Source organism: Paenibacillus sp. MABNR03, from assembly GCF_050455445.1.
Lineage (GTDB): Bacteria > Bacillota > Bacilli > Paenibacillales > Paenibacillaceae > Paenibacillus > Paenibacillus xylanilyticus.
Map to the genome: position 1 here is coordinate 644,894 of NZ_JBCIYR010000002.1, position 20,679 is coordinate 665,572.

A 20,679-nucleotide genomic window follows, 5' to 3' on the forward strand; every position below is an offset into this window, starting at 1 on the left:
CACTAGATCATGTGGTGTTGAAGTTCAAGCGAAGTTCACACACCGAATGCGTAGACCAAGGGGGAAGAAAATCCGATGAGTGAACTTGACAACCGGATCAGCTTGCCCGCCGCCAGACGGCGCGTATCCGATACCAAAGAGCGCCGGACAGCTTCGCTGCGAGTGCAGCGGATGCGGGAGAATTTGCTGGCCTATGGTTTCCTGGCACCATCGCTGCTTTTGTTTGCAGTGTTTCTGTTTTATCCGATGTTCAAGTCCGTATATTTGAGTCTGCACTCCACAGACCCTACCGGGCAGATCGCGGCCTATGTGGGATTGGACAATTTCAAAGCCGTGTTTCAGTCAGGACTGTTTCTGCAGGGCATGAAAGTAACGCTGCTGTTTGTCCTGTTCACCGTGCCAACCGGCATCCTGGCTGCTTTGATCCTGGCTGCATTGACCCACAACCGTTTCAAAGGCATGCGCTTGTTCCAGTTTGTATTTTCTCTGCCCGTTGTATTATCTGTCGGTTCATCGGCCGTCATCTGGAAATTTCTGTTCCACCCGACTCTGGGCATGTTGAATTATCTGCTCGGCAAAGTGGGCATCGATCCCATCCCTTGGCTGACCAGCCCGGATTGGGCGTTAATCTCTATTTCCATCATGACGATCTGGATGAATCTCGGATTCAATTACATTATCTTGTCCAGCGGATTGCAGGGCATCCCGGATGAAATTTACGAAAGTGCGAAGATTGATGGTGCAGGTCCTCTGCTTACGTTTCGTAAAATCTCCATGCCGCTGCTTTCACCAACTCTGTTTTTTGTTACGGTTGTATCGATTATTGGTGCATTTCAATCGTTTGGACAGATTAACATATTAACCCGTGGTGGCCCAATGGACAGTACCAATGTATTCGTCTATTCCATCTATCAGGAAGCCTTCGTTAATTTCCGCTTCGGAACGGGAAGTGCACAGGCACTCATCCTGTTTGCGGTCATTATGCTGCTGACCCTGATTCAGTTCAAGTGGGTGGAAAGGAAAGTACACTACCAATGAAAACACCTTGGATGAAGACGCTGTTGTATGTACTGCTTACCATCTGTGCAGCGCTTGTGCTCTATCCGGTGCTGTATACCTTTTTCATGGCAGTCATGACACCCGAGGATGCGAGCGCCTATCCGCCGCATATCATTCCGCAATCGATCGATTTATCCAACTTTACCGAAGTGTTTGATATCGTTCCGATTGGTTCGTTTATCGGTAATACGTTCCTGGTTGCGGGTCTGACGATGCTCGGGCAGCTGATAACAGCCAGTATGGCTGCATATGCCTTTGCCAAAATGCAGTTTAAAGGAAAAAACATCATTTTCAGCATGTTCGTTGCAACGATGATGATCCCTTGGGAAGTCACCATGATCCCCAATTATCTGACTATACGCAGTTGGGGGTGGCTGGATAGTTACCAAGGGCTTACCGTACCGTTTCTGGCAACGGCATTTGGCACATTCCTGCTGAGGCAGTTCTTCATGCAGCTGCCGAAGGAGTTATTTGAGGCGGCGAAGATCGATGGATGCGGGCATATCCGGTATTTCGTATCGCATGTCCTGCCACTTTCCCGTCCTGCACTTGGAACACTGGCCATCTATTCATTCCTGAATATGTACAACTCCTATCTGTGGCCACTGCTTGTTACAAACACCCCAGAGATGAGAACGGTTCAGATTGGAATTTCGATGCTGGAATTCCAGGAGTCCACGGCATGGAACCTGGTGTTTGCCGGAACTGCACTTGTCATCTTGCCTTCCCTGTTGCTGCTGGTTTTCGGTTTGAAACAGCTTGTCCGCGGTATGGCTGCAGGCGCGCTGAAAGGCTAATTAAGTCAGGCTGGCGGGTTTTGATACCAAGGAGCGAATAAATAAGGCGCACTCTTAAGATCATTTATTGAGAAACTGCGAAAGTAGTGGAGGGGACGAAGTCGATTCTGAAGAAGCGAAGCGTTTGCGTTTAGCACCGGATTATCCCTCTAAAGAGTGGAATAAAAGAATCCGGGGATAACAGCAATCTGAAGAACGATTCGTGACCGTAACGGCCACCTTGCAGAATTCCCAAGATTGATTTTTGAAATGAGCCACAAAAAAAGGAGAGAGATTATGCGTTTGAAAAAAAGAGGGACATTTGCTTTAATGCTGGCTGCACTAATGTTGGTTATATCCGCCTGCGGCGGCAAAACAGAGACAAGCAGTCCGGCGAGTGGTGCTCAAGCGGATGCGGCAGCTGCCGAACCGACTCAACTGACATGGTGGCACTCGATGTCTGGAGCAGGAGAGAAAGCCATTAACCAGCTCGCTTCCGATTTCAATGCAAGTCACCCAGACATTCAGGTGAAAGCAATCTATCAAGGGAAGTACGATGAGAGTTTGAACAAACTGAAAGCATCCATGGGATCGGACAGCGGTCCGGACATCATTCAGGTATACGAGATCGGCAGCAAGTTTATGATCGATTCAGGCATGATTACACCAGTACAGGACTTTATCGACAAAGACAAGTTTGACCTGTCCAAACTGGAGCCGAACATCATCCGTTATTACACGATTGATGGCAAACTGAACGCGATGCCTTTTAACACTTCGAACCCGATTCTGTACTACAACAAGGACATGTTCAAGGCAGCAGGTCTCGATCCGGAGAATCCGCCGAAAACCTATGAAGAGTTTGAACAGGCTGCGAAAGCTCTGGCGAAAGACGGCAAGCCGGGTGCATCCATGGCGATCTATGGCTGGTTTATGGAGCAGTTCTTTGCGAACCAGAATGCAGATTATGTAAACAATGGTAACGGAAGAGATGCTGCAGCGACGGAATCCCTGCTGAACTCCGAAGCGGGTGTGAAAACACTGACGTGGTGGAAGAAGATGATTGATGAGAAGACCCTCTCCAATCTGGGTCGCAGCACAGACGATACAACCGCAGCATTTACGGCAGAGCAAATCGGCATGACACTGGATTCTACCGCTGGATTGCGCAAAATTGTAGAAGGCGCTGGCGACAAGTTTGAACTCGGAACAGGCTTCCTGCCTCGTCCGGCAGATGCCAAAGAAGGCGGCGTGGTAGTTGGTGGCGCAAGCTTGTACATCATGAACAACAAGTCGGAAGCACAACAGCAAGCTGCCTGGGAATTCATCAAGTATTTGGCGACACCTGAAGTACAGGCCAACTGGAGTGTTGCGACAGGATACTTCCCAATTACGACAGCAGCCTACGATCAGCAAGTATTAAAGGATAATATGGCGAAGTACCCGCAATTCCAGACAGCAGTCGACCAATTGCACGCTTCCGCTGATTCGACAGCAACATCCGGGGCCGTAATGGGTGTGTTCCCCGAAGCCAGACAACTTGTCGAAACAGCGATCGAAACTGTACTGAACGGACAAGGTACACCGCAAGAAGCGCTGGATGCTGCAGCAAAACAAATTACAGACAAGATTGCACAGTATAACAGTACAGTGAAGAAATAAGAAAAGTTTAGTAATCCAACGGAATCATCCGTTAGGTACAGTATCGAAGTATTATATAACAACACAGCGTATGCGGCGCTCATAATGGAACGTCGCATCGTTTTGCTGTGTCTAAAAGTATGATCAAGATTCGGGTTAACACTTCTTTTAATATTAAAATGTTATCAGTTTATGTCGAGAAAAATATTTGATTGTAACAGTATGTAATAATACCTAACTTAAAATGGTCAAATGCGCATGGCTTAATGATTATTTCGAGACATAAAGTCACGTTTTTCATCAAAACATGGTCCTATAATTGATTTTAAAACATTATTTATTAAAACTGTGTAAAGTATATGTCCTAATTTATATCAAATGACAAGAATATAGTTTACATCATAAAGGAGTTCAGTTATCTTATATATGAACCAATGTACAAGCTCTTTGAACAAATGATTGCAAATTCGAAACATGGGGGTAGGAAAAGGATGTATAGTAAGCAAATAAGGAGTTGGCTCAGATTATTCTTAGCCATGGTACTTCTCATCACAGGGGCTATTCCGGTTGGGTTATTTAACAGCAAGGCAGCTGCTGCGGACGAGCCGTTGACGGTTGCTCAGGCACTAGCTATGGAATCAAATGACTCATCCGCCACGGTGGAAGGTTATGTCGTAGGAACGTTTAGTAATGGTCCAAACGTAAATCTGAATTCACCATTTACACTGGATACTAATTTTGCAATCGCAGATAGCCCTGAAGAAACAAATATCAGCAAGATGATGCCTGTTCAGGTGCCTACATCTGCTCCCCGAAGCATTTTCGGTCTACAAAGCAATCCTTCCTTGTATAAATCCAAAGTTCGTATTAACAATGGCACGTTGTCTCAATACTTTAGTTCCAAAGGTATACGCTCTGTTACCTCAACTACCACCTTCCAACTGATTGATGAGACACCTGAAACCAAAGCGGCAAACGTTACCGCTAGTCCCTCCTCAGGTACGGTTCCAGCTGGAACAAAGGTTACTCTTGCAACAACCACAGTTGGTGCCGCAGTCTACTACAAGCAAAATGACGACACCGACTACCTCCCATACACCGTACCCATTACAGTAAATGATGCAACTTATATTGAAACCTATGCAGCAAAAGACGGTCTAGAAAATAGTGATGTTACCAATTTCGATTATACAATCGTGGATAATACGCCAATCTCCATCTCCAGTGCCAGGAACCAATCGGAGAACACCCCGGTTACCGTTCAAGGGATTGTGACCTACCGGGAAGAGTCTGGAGGTATGGCCAATCTGTACATCCAGGATGAGAATGCCGGAATCGTCGTTCGGGGAACGGATTCCACAGTAGAGCCGGGAGACCGTATTGAAGCGTATGGCCCACTCACTATTTATAACGGTTTGCTTCAGATAGAGAAAGACAAGGCCGGGTTCCCAGGCGGTTACATCAAAATTCTGGACAAGAATCAAGAAATTCCAGCACCGATCACTCTGAAATCCAAAGACTTCATGCCGGCTGAGGGCGGAGGCAAGGGTGCAGGCGGTATTTTTGAGGGGATGCTTGTCGAAGTGAATGAAGTCACAGTGACAAGAAGCAGCAGTTCTACCTTCTATGCGACAGATGCCGATGGTGCAGAGATTACGATCTATGCGAAGAATAGTCCAACGGCACTGGCAGCAGGCAAAACATACGAAAAAGTGACAGGTGTCATGACTTATCACACAAGCTATGGCCTTGAGCTCATTCCACGTACAGCAGCAGATGTTGTCGAAAATTTGCTCTCCGTAACAGCCAGTGCTCCGTCCGGTGGTATTGTCAAAGGATCAAGCGTGACCTTATCCTCACCAACAGCAGGAGCGAAAATTTATTACACGGTTGATGGAACAGAACCAACCCAAACATCTATCCTTTATAGTGGCCCAATCACAGTAGACGAAGATACGGTTGTTAAAGCGATCGCCGTATCAGGGGGAAACACAAGTGATGTATATAGCTTTACGTACACCGTTCTTCAGGAGCTGGACAACCTGAGAATCCACGATATTCAAGGAGCATCTCATAACTCTCTGTATGATGGTCTGGCTGTCCAAAATGTTGAAGGTATCGTGACTCATGTTGTCAATGCAAGTTCGTTCTATATGCAGGAGATTCCTGGCATGGAAGATGACGACATAAATACATCCGAGGGCATCCTTATTTATAAATCTACTCATGGAATGGCGGTAGGCAACAAAGTCAGCGTATCCGGTCAAGTGAAGGAATATGCGACAGCAGCGACCGAGCTGGCGACAACTGAAATTGTTGCTACAGCAGTTACGGTTGACGGTGAAAATCAGACGCTGCCTGAACCTGTAATCCTTGGGAAGAATGGCCGTATGATCCCTACCGTAATTGATTCCGATCAGTTCGGTGAGTTTAACCCAGATATGGATGCAATTGACTTTTACGAAAGTCTGGAAGGCATGAGAGTACAGCTTGATCAAGCCACGATTATCGGTCCGTATTCTAGTGAACCAGGACTGGCAGTCGTAGTAGATAATGGTGAAAACAATCCGTTACGAACGCCTGCAGGAGGCGTCATTCTGACAGGAGATGGTGTGGAACCATTCGAGAGCTCCCTGAATCCACAGCGGCTGTTTATCAATAAAAAGCCTTCTCAGGCCGTTAAAACGGGGGACAAGCTCGCGGATTCTGTCAAAGGTGTGATGACTTACGCTAACGGCAATTATAAGGTAGCTCCGGAAGGGAATTTGCCGGCAATTATTTCGAGTGACCTTAAACAGGCAACAACGGTCATTAAGCAAGCTGATGATAAACTGACGATTGCAACCTTCAACGTGGAGAATTTCAGTCAGAAGGATGCTGCAAGAGCAGTGAAAATCGGTGGTATTGTGGTCAACAACCTTAAGAATCCTGACGTTATTGGTATCATGGAAGTACAGGATAACGATGGAGCAACCGACAGCGGAACAACTGCTGCGGATGCGAGCTTCCAGACCTTAATTGATGCAATTGCTAGTAATGGTGGTCCTACTTATAAGTACACGGATATTGCTCCGGTAAACAATCTGGATGGCGGGGCTCCGGGTGCCAACATTCGTGTAGGCTTCCTGTACAACGAGGCGCGTGTTTCCTTGAAACAAGGAAATAAGGGAGATGCTGCAACAGGAATCCAAGTGGAATCGGATGGAACGCTGTCCCTGAATCCAGGGCGTATTGATCCAACAAACGATGCATTTGCCAGCTCACGTAAACCTCTTGCAGCTGAGTTCGAATTTAATGGAGAACGAGTAGTCGTGATTGCGAATCACCTTAATTCCAAAGGTGGCGATCTGAAACCGTATGGAAGTATACAGCCTGCGACACGAAGCAGTGAAATTCAGCGTGCCAGACAGGCAGCGGCAGTGAATGGTTTTGTGAAAGAACTCTTAGATAAAGATCCTAACGTAAATATAGCTGTGCTTGGGGATTTCAATGACTTCCAGTTCTCGAAGACATTGAATATTATCGAAGGCAATGAACTGGACAATCTGGTGAATAAGCTGCCAGAAAATAAACGCTATTCCTACATCTATGATGGCAATTCACAAACACTGGACCACATTTTGGTGAGCAAAAATCTGTCTGAAACGGCAGCCATTGAAGTGGTGCATGTGAATGCGGATTTTGAAACAGCTGATGGACGCGTCAGTGACCATGATCCTCTGCTTGCACAATTGAGCATTGGCAGCAGTGAAGAAGAGGGCGACTTCAACCTTCGTGTATTGCATACCAACGACACGCACGCGCACTTGGATAACATTCCGCGCCGCGTAACGGCGATCAAAGAAACACGCAACGAGAACACCTTGGTGCTGGATGCCGGAGACGTGTTTTCTGGAACCTTGTATTTCAATCTCTTCAATGGTCAAGCGGATCTGGAATTCATGAACATGATCGGATACGACGCAATGACCTTTGGTAACCATGAGTTCGATAAAGGCACAAGCGTGCTCAAGGAATTCATTGAAAAAGCGGAGTTCCCATTTGTAAGTGCCAATATCGACTTTACGAAGGATGCCAACCTGGGCAGCTTATACAAAGATACCATCGGACAATCAGCTGAGAATGCTGAGATCTATCCGGCTATCATTACGGAAGTAGACGGCGAGAAGGTCGGAATCTTCGGCTTAACGACTACGGATACCGTATCCCTGTCCTCACCGGGAGATGATCTGAAGTTCGAGAATTACATTGCAAGTGCACAGGCAACAGTTGCCATGCTGGAGCAAGAAGGCATTAACAAAATTATTGCACTGACTCATCTGGGGTACTCGGAAGACCTGAAGCTGGCAGAAGCCGTGGAAGGCATCGACATTGTAGTGGGTGGTCACTCACATACGATTCTAAGCGAGCCAGTTGTGGTCGAAGCTCATGCTGAACCGATTCTGGTTGTCCAAACAGGAGAATATGATGTGTCCCTGGGTCAACTGGATGTCACGTTCGATGCAGAGGGTGTGTTGAAAACGTGGAATGGCAAATTGCTGAGCCTGGATGCAAAGGATTCCGCGGGTAAATATGTATATCAAGATGACCCGGCAGCAAAAGCAAAGCTGGCAGAATATGCACCACTGCTGGAAGACTTCAAGAAAGAAGTTATCGGCAAAACGAACGTATTCCTCAATGGAGAACGTGGTAACGTGCGTAAGCAGGAAACCAACCTAGGTAACCTCATGACAGACGGCATGCTGGAAAAAGTGAAATCCATCGTCAAGGAAAACGACGTGAAAGGATATGTGGCCATTCAAAACGGCGGCGGTATCCGGGCATCGTTCCAGAAAGGTGACATTACGTTGGGTGATCTGCTCACCGTTATGCCATTCGGTAACAATCTGTCTGCACTGAAAATGACAGGTAAGGAAATTACAGCTGCACTCGAAAATGGTGTAAGTGGTGTGGAAACAGCTGAAGGACGCTTCCCGCAAGTATCGGGCATGCGCTTCTACTATGATTCCACCAAACCGGGCGAGAAAATTGATTCTGCGACCAATACCGTGACGCAAGAGGGTCAACGCGTAGTGAAAGTGCAAATCAAAAATGCGGATGGTACGTACACGGATATTGATCCAAACGGATATTATATCGTGGCAACGAACTCCTTTATGGCGAATGGGGGAGACTTCTACCGCGCCATGAGAGCAGCGAAGGATGCCAACCGCTTCTATGAACTAAATCTGGTAGACTATGAGGTCTTCCATGAGCATCTGGATCGAGTGGGTGTAGTCAATCAGACAACAGAAGGACGCAGTACGGATCTGAAAGGATCTCCGCTTCCAGGTGATGGGAACGGAAGTAATCCTGGTAATGGTGGAGGCAACAATGGCAGCAATCCGGGCAGTGGCAATAGTGGTGGAGGCACAACGACACCAACGACACCAACAACACCAACAACACCAACAACACCAACCAATCCGACCACTCCAACAACGCCATCAGTTCCTGGTAATGGAAATGGTGGAACGACAACACCGAATCCGGGCGTCATTCTCAAGGATATCGGCAATCACTGGGCAGCTGCTGCAATCGAGCAGGCCATTTCCCGGGGAATTGTGAACGGATATGCAGACGGTAATTTCCGTCCTAATGCTTCGGCTACACGTGCTGAATTTGCGGTAATGCTTGCGAGAGCATTCGAACTTCCAGCCAGCAGCAAAGCGTTAACGTTCAAGGATGCTGATAAAATCCCGGCGTGGGCACAATCGTTTATAGCTCAGGCGGTTGAGCAAGGCATTATCAGCGGATATACCGATGAGACATTCCGTGCATCAGGCAAAGTATCACGTGTGGAAATGACAGTCATGCTGGTAAGAGCGCTGGGACTTCCGATCGAATCCAATGCAACGTTAAGCTTCACAGATGCAAATCAAGTTCCGGCATGGGCAGTTCCTTACATTGCAGCAGCTTATGAAGCAGGATTGATTAAGGGCAAAGGCAATAACAAGTTTAATCCGCTTGCGAATGCAACCCGTGCAGAAGTGGTGACGCTGCTGATGTCGGCAAGTGAGCTATAACCAGAATCCGTATTAAAGAAATGATGCTTCGCAATCAGAAACAGGTCAGGTTTGGTCAAATGCCTACAAATCTTAAAAGAGTTTAACTTCTAGCACTCGATTAAACGGCTTGCAGATCATAATCTGTAAGCCGTTTTTTTACTATTAATTACTGTTCATTTTCACCATGAGCGAGTATAGTAAACAGGATTATATTGGAAGGGGTGATGATATGCAGGATCAACCAATCTTGCTTGCATTGGTTGCCATAATCGCAGGGATTTTCAGCATGTTGGGCGGTATGAAAAATTGGGATTGGTTCATGAGTACCTTTCAGGCAGGACTTTTCGTGAAAACGATTGGGCGACAGGCAGCAAGGGTAGTCTATGGCATTTTGGGTGTAGTACTCATTACAATTGGTGTGTTATTGTTACTTATCGGATAAGGTAGTAGTTCAGTTCAAAGTATACCTACATAGCTCCACTAGAAGTACATCTCAAATGAGATCTAGCCTTAATGAAATCAGGTTGCTCGAATTCCAGAAAAAGCAGCATATAAAAAAAGACCACCGAAAAATTCGGTGGTCTTTTTTCCAAATTGAGGTTGATTCAACTCGATCTGGTTTAATTATCTTTTAAATCTGCAATGGAATTGATGTCCATGTAGGCTGGTACAACCAGACCTGTTTTGGCACCGTCCATATTCGGACCCAGATCATCGATCTGATCCTTATATTTGTTGTAATAATCTGATGAAGTAAGTGGCAACCATGCGGCTGGCGTAGCATCTACATCACCGTTGGCGATGCCCGTCCACATTGGACCGATTTCAACTTGAAGGGAAGTTACATTGTAACCGAGTTTTTCCTTCAGAATATATTCCAGCAAGTTGGTACTTGCAATTTCGGAGTCCCAGGCCACATAACTTAGTTTGATGGATTCGCCATTCACTGGAGTCAGACCTTTGGTCCACTCAGCCACTTGGTCACTATGCTTCTCTGAATAAGCAGCAGCAGCTTGCTGGGCATCTTCTCCATTTTGAATAGCGATCATCATTTCACCCATCTCTTCAGTTGTCCAAGAGAAGCGATCCAGGAATTCATAAGCGACCGGTTTGTCTTCCTTTAACCCTTTACGGGCAATCGTATGAATCTGTTCGGCTTCACCGTAGACACCTTCCGGATCCTCCAGGTATTTCAGGTCGTATGCGTTGAACATCCAATGGGGTGTCCAGCCAGTAACGATAACCGGTTCCTTATTCTTAACAGCTTTATCCAGCGTAGCTGTCATTGCGGCTCCTGAACCTTCAACCAGTTTCCAGTTGGACAAACCGTATTTCTCAATGGCACTTGCTGTGGATCTCATAATGCCTGCACCTGGATCGATACCGATGATCTGATGGTTCACTTCATCGCCTACATTGGCATTAGCTGTTGGCGCGGAGGAAGCAGCACCGGTTTCCAGATCTTCAATCGAATTCACGTCCGTCATGTATGAAGGAACCACGAGACCTGTACGTACTCCCGTCATATTAGCACCCAGATCATCGACCTGGTCTTTATAACGATCCCAGTAGTCAGCGTGAGTTAACGGAAGCCAAGCTGCTGGCGAGGCGTCTACGTCGCCTGAGGCAACACCCGTCCACATCGGTCCGGCTTCAACCTGCAGGGCGTTTACTTTATAGCCCAGTTTGTTTTCCATCACATATTTCAGCAAATTGGTGCTGGCGATCTCGGAATCCCAAGCAACATAGCTCAGTTTGAATTCGTCGCCATTAACAGGAGTCAGACCTTTAGTCCATTCGGCAATCTGATCGGCATGTTTCTCCGCATAATCTTTGGCCGCTTGCTCTGGAGAAGTACCGCCCTGAATGGCAATCATCATTTCGCCCATTTGATCCGATGACCATTGGAAGCGGGACAGGAATTCATAAGCGACAGGATGATCTTCTTTCAACCCTTTACGTGCAATGGTGTGAATTTCTTCAGCATCACCGAAGGATTTCTGAGGATCTTCCAGATATTTCAGATCATATTTGTTGAACATCCAGTGCGGAGTCCAGCCTGTAATAATGATCGGTTGTTCAGCTTTAAGCGCTTTGTCCAGTGTCGCAGTCATGGCTGCACCAGATCCTTCAATGAGGGTCCAGTCGGATAGATTGTAATCTTCAATCGCTTTTGCAGCGGACTTCATGATCCCTGCACCTGGATCAATACCAATGATCTGGTAATTGACTTCTTCACCTACAGCGTTTGCTGCTGTGTTGTTGCCACCGGCAGAAGAACTGTTACCAGTGAAATATTGGGAAAAGCCTGCAACGAGTACAACGAGTGTAGCAGCTGCAGCAATCCATGCTTTCTGTTTGCCAGATAAACGAGAGGTCTTTTTGCGACCAGGCATGAACAGATTTTGTGTGAAACGATCGAGTACAATCGCGAGTACCACGACAGCCAGACCCGCTTCAAAACCCTTACCAATTTGAAGCTGTGTTACCGCACGGTATACTTCCGCACCAATACCCTGTGCACCGATCATGGATGCAATGACAACCATGGACAGCGACAGCATGATCGTTTGGTTGATACCCGACATGACAGTAGGCAAGGCGAGTGGAAGTTGTACTTTGAACAACTTTTGCATGGAAGTTGAACCAAACGCATCAGCAGCTTCGACCAGTTCGCCAGATACCTGTTTGATACCCAGGTGAGTCAAACGAATGGTTGGCGGAATCGCAAATATGACAGACGCGATTACACCTGGAACTACACCAAGACTAAAGAACGTAACGGCTGGCAGCAAGTAAACAAATGCAGGCATCGTCTGCATGAAATCAAGCAGAGGCGTAATAATGCGCGATGCAGTTTTGCTGTATGCGAGCCAGATTCCGACCGGTACACCAAGCAGGATGGAGATCAATCCTGATGTAATAACCAGGCCGAGTGTATCCATGGATTGAGCCCAATATCCCAGGTTATCTACAAGCAAGAAACCGATAACCGTAAACAGGGTAAGTGGCAGCCGGCCAACAAGGAACGCCAGTACACCAAGTATGGCAATAAACAGGAGCGGATGTGGGAGCATGAACAGCCCTGAGAAAAATCCGACAACTTCCTGAATAATGATAGAAATTACATTAAATAATCCGGAGAGCGAGGAGCTCATCCAGTCAACGATGGCTTCAATCCACGACGCTAGTGGTATTTTGGGAATCATTCACGAGTTCCTCCTTTACTGCAACTTCACCGCTAAGAGCACCCAGCAGGGCACCGCGGACGATAACACCTTGCAGACGGCCATTCTCACCGACCACAGCGAGAGGCACATGGGCTGAACTTGTAATTTCAAACAATTCGTGGATCAGAGTTTCAGGTGGAACTGTTGGTCCATCTGTAATCAGAATGTCATTCAATGTTTTGCTCTCGCGCATCGCACGGGATGCATCTTCTGCAGTGATGACACCAAGCAACTTCTTCGATCGGTCAATGACAAACAGGTTGGATATACCACGTTCGCGCATTAATTCGAGGGCAACACGAGGACCACGGTCAAGCGTAATCGTTTCAGGGCGCCGCATAACATGAGCAGCCGTGAGGACTTTGGACAAGTCCACGTCTTCGACGAAGCGGGCCACATACGAGTTGGCCGGTTGAATCATAATTTCTTCCGGAGTACCGATCTGCACGACAGCGCCGTCCTTCATGAGGGCAATACGATCGCCGATGCGCAGCGCTTCGTCCAAGTCATGGGTAATGAAAATAATGGTCTTTTTCATTTTATCCTGAAGCTCAATCAGTTCGTCCTGCATATCTCGGCGAATCAGTGGGTCAAGCGCACTGAACGCCTCATCCATTAAAAGCACTTCCGGGTCATTGGCAAGTGCACGAGCCAGACCAACACGCTGCTGCATCCCGCCACTCAGCTCATCCGGCATCTTGTCTTCCCAGCCTTTGAGCCCAACCAGTTCGAGTGAGGTTTTCGCTTTTTCCCGGCGAACGGCTTTATCAACCTTTTGGATTTCAAGTCCATACTCCACATTATCAAGAACGGTACGGTGCGGGAATAACGCAAACTTCTGAAATACCATACTGATCGTTTTCCGGCGCACTTCGCGCAATTGTTCTTTGTTCATTTTACGTAGGTCCTTGCCATGGACGAGAATTTCTCCGGATGTCGGTTCAATCAGGCGATTGAACATACGAACCAGCGTGGATTTACCACTCCCCGAAAGTCCCATGATGACAAAAATCTCACCTTGCTTAATCTCCATGTTGACCCGGTTGACACCAACCGTTATCTGTTTTTCTTTGGCCAACTTTTCTTTTCCCCAACCTTGCTCCAGTAATTGCAGACCTTGCTCGGTTTGGGGGCCAAACAGTTTACTTACATTCTTTACTTCAAGTATGGTCATGTTTTCACCCCTTCTGATGTGTTGTGCACTTCGAACGGCTTTCAGCATCCACAAGCCCATACACTTGTGCGCCCAGCCACGAAATCCGGTAATTGTTGCTTCGCTTCCCGTCTTTCTGGGTAACGTTATAAATTGTAACAATACTTAACCAGTATAGCAACCGAATAAACAGTACATAATGTTTGTACAGTAAAAACTGTACAAAGTTTTCCGTCCGAATGCTCTATTTTACTCCTTATTATGGCTAATAAGCCGCCTTTACATTTGATATTGCTTTTCCTACAATAGAAAATGAGCTAATTTAAGCTGTTTTTGGTTAAAAGATAGTCGTAGGCAGATGCAACCGGTTAAGGTTCCATTTTCATACATTGGGTGAACGAAGCCCTCTGGCATATAGGATGTCCGGCCGGATGCTTTCCCATGTAAGCAGAATCTTGTATGGTTGCAATTATTTGTGCCAAGACTGGGAATGTTCAGAATGGAGGTTGCAAGCATGGGCTTGGACCATTTACAAGAAGAACAGCAGGCAACCGTTCTTAGAATCCGGAAACGCGTCATTGAAGCTATCGGGCGCAATATGGATCTATACGGCGTTACGCTGTCCACGGGACACTTATATGGATTGCTTTTTTTTGCAGACAAACCAATGACCCTTGACGATATGGGCCGGGAAATGGAAATGAGCAAAACAAGCATGAGTACCGGCGTACGTACACTGCTGGATCTGAAAATGGTAAATAAGGTATGGAGCAAAGGCTCACGGAAAGACCTATATGAAGTGGAGTATGACTGGCACCAGACGTTTACGGATTATTTTGCGATCAAATGGAGAAAAGCTGTGGAGAGTAACCTTCAGGTACTGCGCAAGTCAGTTGAGGAGCTAAATCGATTGATTAAAGACCTGGACGAGCATGCAGATGCCGAACTTCTTCACATTCTAAAGGAAGACAAAAATAAAGTGTTACAGGCGGAAGCATATTACAAATGGCTGGATCGACTGATCGACACCATGGAAGATGAAGAAATCTACAAACTGGTTCCGCGGGAAGAAATTCAAGACAACTCCTAGCACGAAACCAAAAGGCGCTCTCCTGAAATGGAGGCGCCTTTTTTTTGCTTGTCTATTTATAATGAAGAAAATAGATCAGACATCATTCCTAAATCGACTAGAATTGTACAATTAATCCAGTTTGAGACAGGGCATCATGCTGTTCTGCGATATGTACAAGTTCGTCCATAATCTGGTGGCGTCCCGAAGGTGTCCAGCTCTTAGTGAGCCAACTCGAAATATCATGCACATTGCCGCCCAGTACAGCAGGCGAACGGTTCCATGAGGACGTTTGTTTCATACGTCTGAGCAGTTTTTCACTGGCTGGATGCATCGAGAGGCGGTGGATAAACAGGTGGTCTGTGTCCAGTAAAGGAATGCGCTCCGCAGGGTAATCGACCCACTGGTGTTCTGGCGGAGCAATCTGTGCAGGCTTCAGCATTAATTCAGTGTACAACAAATGACTCAGGGGGTGATTGATCGTCCCCTGAAGCCGGATCATTGGCGGCTTAACCTCGACAAGTGTAACTCGTTCATGATCGAAAAACTGCTGTAGACGTCGGGCTACATCCAGCGTTCTGAATGCGAGCTGTTTGAGATTGGCCAAAGCCTGTTTTTCCCGTCCAACCAGTTCGGCAATACGGACATGATGCTGCTTCCAGTCCTGGACGTGCTCAAGGAGAATAGTTGGAGCAATGCTTTTCAGCTTATCGTAATAGGGTGCATGGTATGAGTCAGCAATAATCAGATCGGGCCTCGATTGACGCAGCTTGTTCCATTGCAATGTGAGCTCACGCTGCTGTTCACTCTCGCTTGGTTCCTGATCATTGAATCCGTTTATACTCGCTATCGCTTCCACCCCAAGAGAGGACAAATGGTTCTCCAGACCGAGGACGGATGCCGTAGCTATCCGTAATTGATCTCTCTTTATATATACACTGGGCGCAATGCCCACGGCTTGTTTGAATTTGCGGTTAAAATAATACTCGTTGCCGTAACCTACGGATTCAGCGACATCTTTGATTGAGCGATGCTCCTGCTGCAGCTGTTTTTTGGCTTCGTCAATTCGCAGGCGATTCAGGTAATCTGTAGGTGACATGTCTTTGGCCTTCTTGAAGCTGCGGGAATATGAGCTCGGTGTAAGTCCGGCGATTTTGGCCAAATGGTCCATACTGATTCCTTCACCCATGTGTCGGTGCATATACATAATGCTTCGCTCCAGTGCAGGATCGACCTTCTCCTGGTTGACTTCTAGGCGATTCTCGGAAATGTACTGCAGCAATTCGTGAAGCTGGGTGTGTATGTTAATAAAATGTTCCTGCTGGACGCCCTGATAGGCTGTGTATAATTGTTCAAAGCGCGACACTATCTGCTGTTCATGGCGAACAGGCATTGGACCTGTTGACCATTGGAATGGTAAACCGGGCTCGGAGGCCATGGTCCATTCACCCCGTACTTTCTGCAAACTTACGTTGTTTATGCTTAAGAGGATACATTCCGTAATTTCGGAGCGTGAGGCGGCCTCAATGGTTGTACCTTTTTCCAGAACAAATAATTGGTTGGTGTGAGCTGTGTGGACTTCATCATTCAGCACCAGAATACCTTTTCCTTGCAAAATAAGACACAGCATAGGCCGGGAAACCGTCATGCCATGCACGCGGAAATTCTCCCCACGGCGCACACGGCACATGGAAGAGAGGAGTGGTAGAGTTGAGGTTTCAGCAATGAAGGGAAGCTGTTCATTCATACGGACCATCCTTTGTCTCATTTTCTTAATGATAACAATTATCATTCTCATATGGAAGATATTTTTGAAAAATAGTTGTGAACATAAAAAAGAGGTTACCGAGAGCCACAGGGCTTCAGGGTAATCCTCTTTATGTTTATTAAAACAGTTTAGTTTGGTGTTACCAATAGGATATCGTCCAGGAATACGTCACTTAACACGTTGTTGCCTGTTCCATTTGCCTGAATATGATACAGGCGATAGAGATCATTCGCGTTGACATAGAACATGCCTGGTACGCCATCTCTAAAATGGAAGCTGTCCCATTCGTCGCCAACCAGTTTGGTCACTTTGAGCGCCGAACTTACGGAGTAGAGACCGTTGTTGCTGGAGATGTAAGCAAGTGTTGCTGTGCCATTGGTCAGCTGGTTCGAAACGTAATTGACGTTGCTCAAATTCAGATTCGCAGTCTTGGAAACCTTATTGCCGGAGACCGTTTTGGCGTACGCTTTTTTGTCTGCATCAATGATGACGGCCTTGTCTGTGCCAAGTGCACTGATTTCTCTGATGCTCTTGCTGTGGAGCTGGAATGTTTTGCCCGAGGTCGTAAGGGCAAAAGCTTTGCCTGTCGCATAGTTGTAATCCTTGTTACTGTCCAAACTGATGCCTTTGTTGTATACATAAAACGAGTTACTCCAGCCCCCGGAATAGACCGCATTGACATCCAGTTTTGCTTTTGGATTAACCGCGGTGGCCTTTCCTGTACTGTAGTTCACTTTGTACATCACCACTGCATTGGTGGAGTAGTAAGTTTCATAAGGATTGGTGTTGACCATCAGCTGCAGAGCATTTTTTGCCGGATTCATAAAGTAATTGCTCTCTACTGCGCCTGCGGCAATCCGCTGCACCGCTCCGCTGCCATTAGTCGCTTTGGAGACAATCCAAGTGTTACCGTTAACGAGCGCGTTATAATATACACGGCCTTTTATGACAGCAAGCAGTGGGAAATCGGTATCCGCTTTGTCTGCAATCTTTTTGACGGAAGAGGGTGCACCATCACCATTTGCACGATAGATCGAACCTTTGGCATCCATATAATAAATGAACCCGTTGTCCGTATCGTAACGCAGAATGTTTGTTGCAAACGTTTCGGGAGTATCGCGCGACCCGTCATTCGGCACCCGAAGCAATGTTGTGGAAGTTTCGGATGAAGTGTAGTAAAGGTGTGACCCTGCTGCAACAAGGTCAACGCCCTGGAAATCAAGCAAAACTTCTGTGGTACTGCTGCCATCACCGGATACTTTGTACAATATGCCGTCAGAGTCGTAATACACGGTGGATTGACTGAGGGAAGCTGCATGTGCGGCGGTTCCTCCACCCAGCATGGCTGCAGTGATCAGTGTAAACAATAGAAATGTACTAATTGTGCGCTGCATGCCTGTAAACCATTTGTTCATAAAACCATCGACACCCTTCATCAATATGTATGTAGTTCATTCCTTAAGTTATATCGGTAAACTAGGGAAAAAATGTTATATCCCAGACAGACCAAAACCTCAGCCTGATTATAAAGGGAAGGAACGGAATCAATCGCTGCGAGCACATCTCCTTGTTCGGTGAATGAATGATGCAGAGGAGGGATCGGGGCAGGAGCCCGTTGGTAATCGAGGGCAAGCTTTAACTGAAAGTCTGGGTACCCTTTGGTACCCAGCTTTTTGCATAAACGAACAATGGTTAATAAGCTTGTATAGGTGGCTTGAGCCAGTTCATGAGCAGTAGAATCAAAAACGACTTCGGGATTGCTCAGAATATAGTCTACCGTCCATTTGGGAGGAATATGATCCCACTTGTGCCATGGTCAGATCTGACTCTCAGCCAACTGCTGGCGGCTGTTCCATAGCGTAACCAAACGAAGCAGTACGAAGCTGATGAGCAGAAGTGCGGCCCCGATCAGAAGAAGCACCAATGGGCTGATGAGCAGCATACCGCTGGCCTGACCAGCAATGAGTGCCAGCAGTGGAATAACGACTAGACCTCCGAGCTGATATGCTTCCTGAAATCCACGGACTTTGGCCGAGATCAACACATTGAACAGAATAACCATAAGACTGCATGTCGGAACAACCCACAGTACGAGAATGACCCAATTCAGATTGGGAAACATCATTGCTTCGAACATGGGGTACATCAGGATGTTGGCAATGATCCCATAAATGAGAAAGGTAATCCAGGACAGCATGATCGAAGGAATCAGAGCAGCAAGTACCTTGCCTTTGAACAGGGTATCCATGCTAATTGGTGTGAATAGAAGGCCTTCTAGCGTTTTGCGTTCCTTTTCACCCGCGAAGCTGTTAGCCGTCAGAATGCTGGAAGCCATCACTGGAATAATGAGAAACAGCGGTGCAAACATGTATAAGGCCAGATAATAGACGATGCGATGGTTATCCGTAGGCATGGAAGCCAGCTCCGGAATCTGTCCCGAACTGCTCAATGTATCCAGACTGTCGAGCAGGAACCCGAGATTTCCAATGGAACGAAGTTCAACTCTGGAGGCCATCCACATGAGTACGGCAGGCATGATCACCCCAACAATGAGTGGAACAATCAACATGGGGAGCCAGAGCTGGATGCTGGCTGTGATGGCCCGGATATCTTTGCGCACAAGTGCTCTTATCGCTTGACGGTTATTCATGATGGTGTGCCTCCCTAATGGCAAAATAGATGCTCTCCAGATCACTGCCGATAATGCGTGCCTGATAAACTTGTCCATGCGTGGTTAATTTCCTTAACAGCATGGGAATTTCATTACGGGACTGGAGCTGAAATACCGCTTTGTCAGCGGAAATGATCTCCGGATTGAATCCTGCTACCACACTCCACCCTTCAGGCATGGCGACTTCCACCTCGAGTCGTGGTGTGGTGAGGTACCGGTTCACGATTTCCTGCTCGGATCCTTCTTCAACCTTTCGACCCTTTTCCATAAAAATATAACGATCACATACGGCCGAGAGCTGGGACAGTACGTGGGATGAGACCAGAATCGTCATCTTCTCCTCCTGGTTCAACCGACGAATAATGCGCAGTACCATATGGATTCCATCTGGGTCAAGTCCATTGGTGGGTTCATCCAGAAACAAAATGGACGGGCGATGAAGCAGGACTCTCGCAAGGCCCAGTCGTTTCTTCATGCCTGTGCTGTAGGTGCCCACTTTCCGGTGCTGATACGCCTGCAATTCGAACAGTTCCACAAGCTCATCAATTCGTTTGTTGTGATGCTGCACACCAAAAGCCTCGGCGAAGAAAATCAGGTTGTCGCGTCCGCTCATATTTTCATACAATCCGCTCTGTTCGGTGAGTGTACCGCACATCGCCAGCACCTTCTCCGCTTGGACGGAGGGATTCAACCCGTTGATCATTACGGACCCGCTGGAAGCCCCGAGAACGCCGTTCATAATCCGGATCAGTGTGGTTTTGCCCGATCCATTGGGACCAATCAGCCCGGTAACACTGCCTGGTTGAATTGTGAAGCTGACATCATTCAGCGCCTGATGCCCCTTAAACTGCTTGGATATGCTGTGAACTTCAATCATATACCTTCACCATCCGTTCTGAATTTGAAGATATTACGTCGGGCCGGACAAAATCGTTCAAATGAATCGAAAAAAAGATAAATAATCAGTCTAAAGACCCAGGAGGGGGAGGGCATTTCTGCCCTAAAGTCCGGCAAAATCGGGTCTCAGGTTTGTTTTCAGTCTCTCTTGTTCATTGTATTGTGATAAAAAGGATGCAATATCCCGTTTCATTGCCAACCATAACTTGGTAATCAAACAGGAAGGCCTTATTCGTATGATGTATGCCTGAATATTCATCTAACGCCGGTCTTGGTTACCACCAGGGCCGGCTTGACGTTGCCAGTTTACGTTTCCAAGCGATGAAGTGCCAATGTTTTAGAAGTACATAACTACTATTTTTTAATTC

The 20,679-nt window shown here is 46.9% G+C and carries 13 protein-coding genes; 6 read left to right on the forward strand and 7 right to left on the reverse strand.

Features of this window, described 5'->3' with window-relative positions; all coding sequences use genetic code 11:
- Positions 1 to 75 precede the first annotated feature (75 nt).
- The 5 genes from AAIH57_RS11490 to AAIH57_RS11510 all read left to right on the forward strand — a co-directional run bounded on the left by AAIH57_RS11490 (position 76) and on the right by AAIH57_RS11510 (position 9,965).
- A complete protein-coding gene (locus AAIH57_RS11490; RefSeq protein ID WP_430021696.1) occupies positions 76 to 1,038 on the forward strand; it encodes a carbohydrate ABC transporter permease in 963 nt (320 codons plus the stop codon).
- Positions 1,035 to 1,856: a carbohydrate ABC transporter permease gene (locus AAIH57_RS11495; RefSeq protein ID WP_430021697.1), complete on the forward strand. Its 822-nt coding sequence runs from the start codon at positions 1,035 to 1,037 to the stop codon at positions 1,854 to 1,856. Before AAIH57_RS11490 ends, AAIH57_RS11495 begins: the two co-directional genes overlap by 4 nt.
- 276 nt (positions 1,857 to 2,132) lie before the next feature.
- The gene (locus tag AAIH57_RS11500) at positions 2,133 to 3,497 is read left to right on the forward strand and encodes an ABC transporter substrate-binding protein (protein ID WP_175398220.1); all 1,365 of its coding nucleotides are present in this window, start codon (positions 2,133 to 2,135) and stop codon (positions 3,495 to 3,497) included.
- Positions 3,498 to 3,967: 470 nt separating this feature from the next.
- Complete coding sequence (locus AAIH57_RS11505) at positions 3,968 to 9,541, forward strand: S-layer homology domain-containing protein (protein ID WP_430021698.1); 5,574 nt, start codon at positions 3,968 to 3,970, stop codon at positions 9,539 to 9,541.
- Positions 9,542 to 9,752: 211 nt separating this feature from the next.
- Positions 9,753 to 9,965, forward strand: a complete 213-nt coding sequence (locus tag AAIH57_RS11510; RefSeq protein WP_095289042.1) for an immunity 17 family protein — start codon at positions 9,753 to 9,755, stop codon at positions 9,963 to 9,965.
- 178 nt (positions 9,966 to 10,143) lie between these two features.
- Here AAIH57_RS11510 and AAIH57_RS11515 read toward each other — a convergent pair whose 3' ends face one another.
- Together AAIH57_RS11515 and AAIH57_RS11520 are read right to left on the reverse strand one after the other, a co-directional pair.
- A complete protein-coding gene (locus AAIH57_RS11515; RefSeq protein WP_430021699.1) occupies positions 10,144 to 12,732 on the reverse strand; it encodes a glycine betaine ABC transporter substrate-binding protein in 2,589 nt (862 codons plus the stop codon).
- The gene (locus tag AAIH57_RS11520; protein ID WP_175398223.1) at positions 12,698 to 13,927 is read right to left on the reverse strand and encodes a quaternary amine ABC transporter ATP-binding protein; all 1,230 of its coding nucleotides are present in this window, start codon (positions 13,925 to 13,927) and stop codon (positions 12,698 to 12,700) included. Before AAIH57_RS11520 ends, AAIH57_RS11515 begins: the two co-directional genes overlap by 35 nt.
- Positions 13,928 to 14,420: 493 nt before the next feature.
- Here AAIH57_RS11520 and AAIH57_RS11525 point away from each other — a divergent pair, with 493 nt between their 5' ends.
- A complete protein-coding gene (locus tag AAIH57_RS11525; protein ID WP_175398224.1) occupies positions 14,421 to 14,996 on the forward strand; it encodes a GbsR/MarR family transcriptional regulator in 576 nt (191 codons plus the stop codon).
- 97 nt (positions 14,997 to 15,093) lie between these two features.
- On the opposite strand, the gene AAIH57_RS11530 is transcribed toward AAIH57_RS11525, so the two are convergent.
- The 5 genes from AAIH57_RS11530 to AAIH57_RS11550 form a co-directional block, all read right to left on the reverse strand.
- Positions 15,094 to 16,722, reverse strand: a complete 1,629-nt coding sequence (locus AAIH57_RS11530; protein WP_430021700.1) for a helix-turn-helix domain-containing protein — start codon at positions 16,720 to 16,722, stop codon at positions 15,094 to 15,096.
- A 149-nt stretch (positions 16,723 to 16,871) separates the two neighbouring features.
- Positions 16,872 to 18,158 carry a DUF5050 domain-containing protein gene (locus AAIH57_RS11535; RefSeq protein WP_430021701.1) on the reverse strand — a complete coding sequence of 429 codons (1,287 nt, stop codon included), beginning with the start codon at positions 18,156 to 18,158 and terminating at the stop codon, positions 16,872 to 16,874.
- A 20-nt stretch (positions 18,159 to 18,178) separates the two neighbouring features.
- Positions 18,179 to 18,538 (reverse strand): MurR/RpiR family transcriptional regulator, encoded by a 360-nt coding sequence (locus AAIH57_RS11540; RefSeq protein ID WP_430022127.1) that lies wholly within the window; start codon positions 18,536 to 18,538, stop codon positions 18,179 to 18,181.
- A 21-nt stretch (positions 18,539 to 18,559) separates the two neighbouring features.
- Entirely contained in the window at positions 18,560 to 19,393 is an 834-nt protein-coding gene (locus AAIH57_RS11545; RefSeq protein ID WP_430021702.1) for an ABC transporter permease, read from the reverse strand.
- Positions 19,386 to 20,291, reverse strand: a complete 906-nt coding sequence (locus AAIH57_RS11550) for an ABC transporter ATP-binding protein (RefSeq protein ID WP_430021703.1) — start codon at positions 20,289 to 20,291, stop codon at positions 19,386 to 19,388. The genes AAIH57_RS11545 and AAIH57_RS11550 overlap by 8 nt, the downstream gene beginning before the upstream one ends.
- Positions 20,292 to 20,679: the final 388 nt, after the last annotated feature.

Bases quoted from the DNA above. Each gene is read 5' to 3' on its own strand.
- AAIH57_RS11490 (WP_430021696.1), top strand. From the start codon at position 76: ATGAGTGAACTTGACAACCGGATCAGCTTGCCCGCCGCCAGACGGCGC.
- AAIH57_RS11495 (WP_430021697.1), top strand. From the start codon at position 1,035: ATGAAAACACCTTGGATGAAGACGCTGTTGTATGTACTGCTTACCATC.
- AAIH57_RS11520 (WP_175398223.1), bottom strand. From the start codon at position 13,927: ATGACCATACTTGAAGTAAAGAATGTAAGTAAACTGTTTGGCCCCCAA.
- AAIH57_RS11525 (WP_175398224.1), top strand. From the start codon at position 14,421: ATGGGCTTGGACCATTTACAAGAAGAACAGCAGGCAACCGTTCTTAGA.
- AAIH57_RS11545 (WP_430021702.1), bottom strand. From the start codon at position 19,393: ATGAATAACCGTCAAGCGATAAGAGCACTTGTGCGCAAAGATATCCGG.
- AAIH57_RS11535 (WP_430021701.1), bottom strand. From the start codon at position 18,158: ATGAACAAATGGTTTACAGGCATGCAGCGCACAATTAGTACATTTCTA.
- AAIH57_RS11530 (WP_430021700.1), bottom strand. From the start codon at position 16,722: ATGAATGAACAGCTTCCCTTCATTGCTGAAACCTCAACTCTACCACTC.
- AAIH57_RS11550 (WP_430021703.1), bottom strand. From the start codon at position 20,291: ATGATTGAAGTTCACAGCATATCCAAGCAGTTTAAGGGGCATCAGGCG.
- AAIH57_RS11500 (WP_175398220.1), top strand. From the start codon at position 2,133: ATGCGTTTGAAAAAAAGAGGGACATTTGCTTTAATGCTGGCTGCACTA.
- AAIH57_RS11510 (WP_095289042.1), top strand. From the start codon at position 9,753: ATGCAGGATCAACCAATCTTGCTTGCATTGGTTGCCATAATCGCAGGG.
- AAIH57_RS11515 (WP_430021699.1), bottom strand. From the start codon at position 12,732: ATGATTCCCAAAATACCACTAGCGTCGTGGATTGAAGCCATCGTTGAC.
- AAIH57_RS11505 (WP_430021698.1), top strand. From the start codon at position 3,968: ATGTATAGTAAGCAAATAAGGAGTTGGCTCAGATTATTCTTAGCCATG.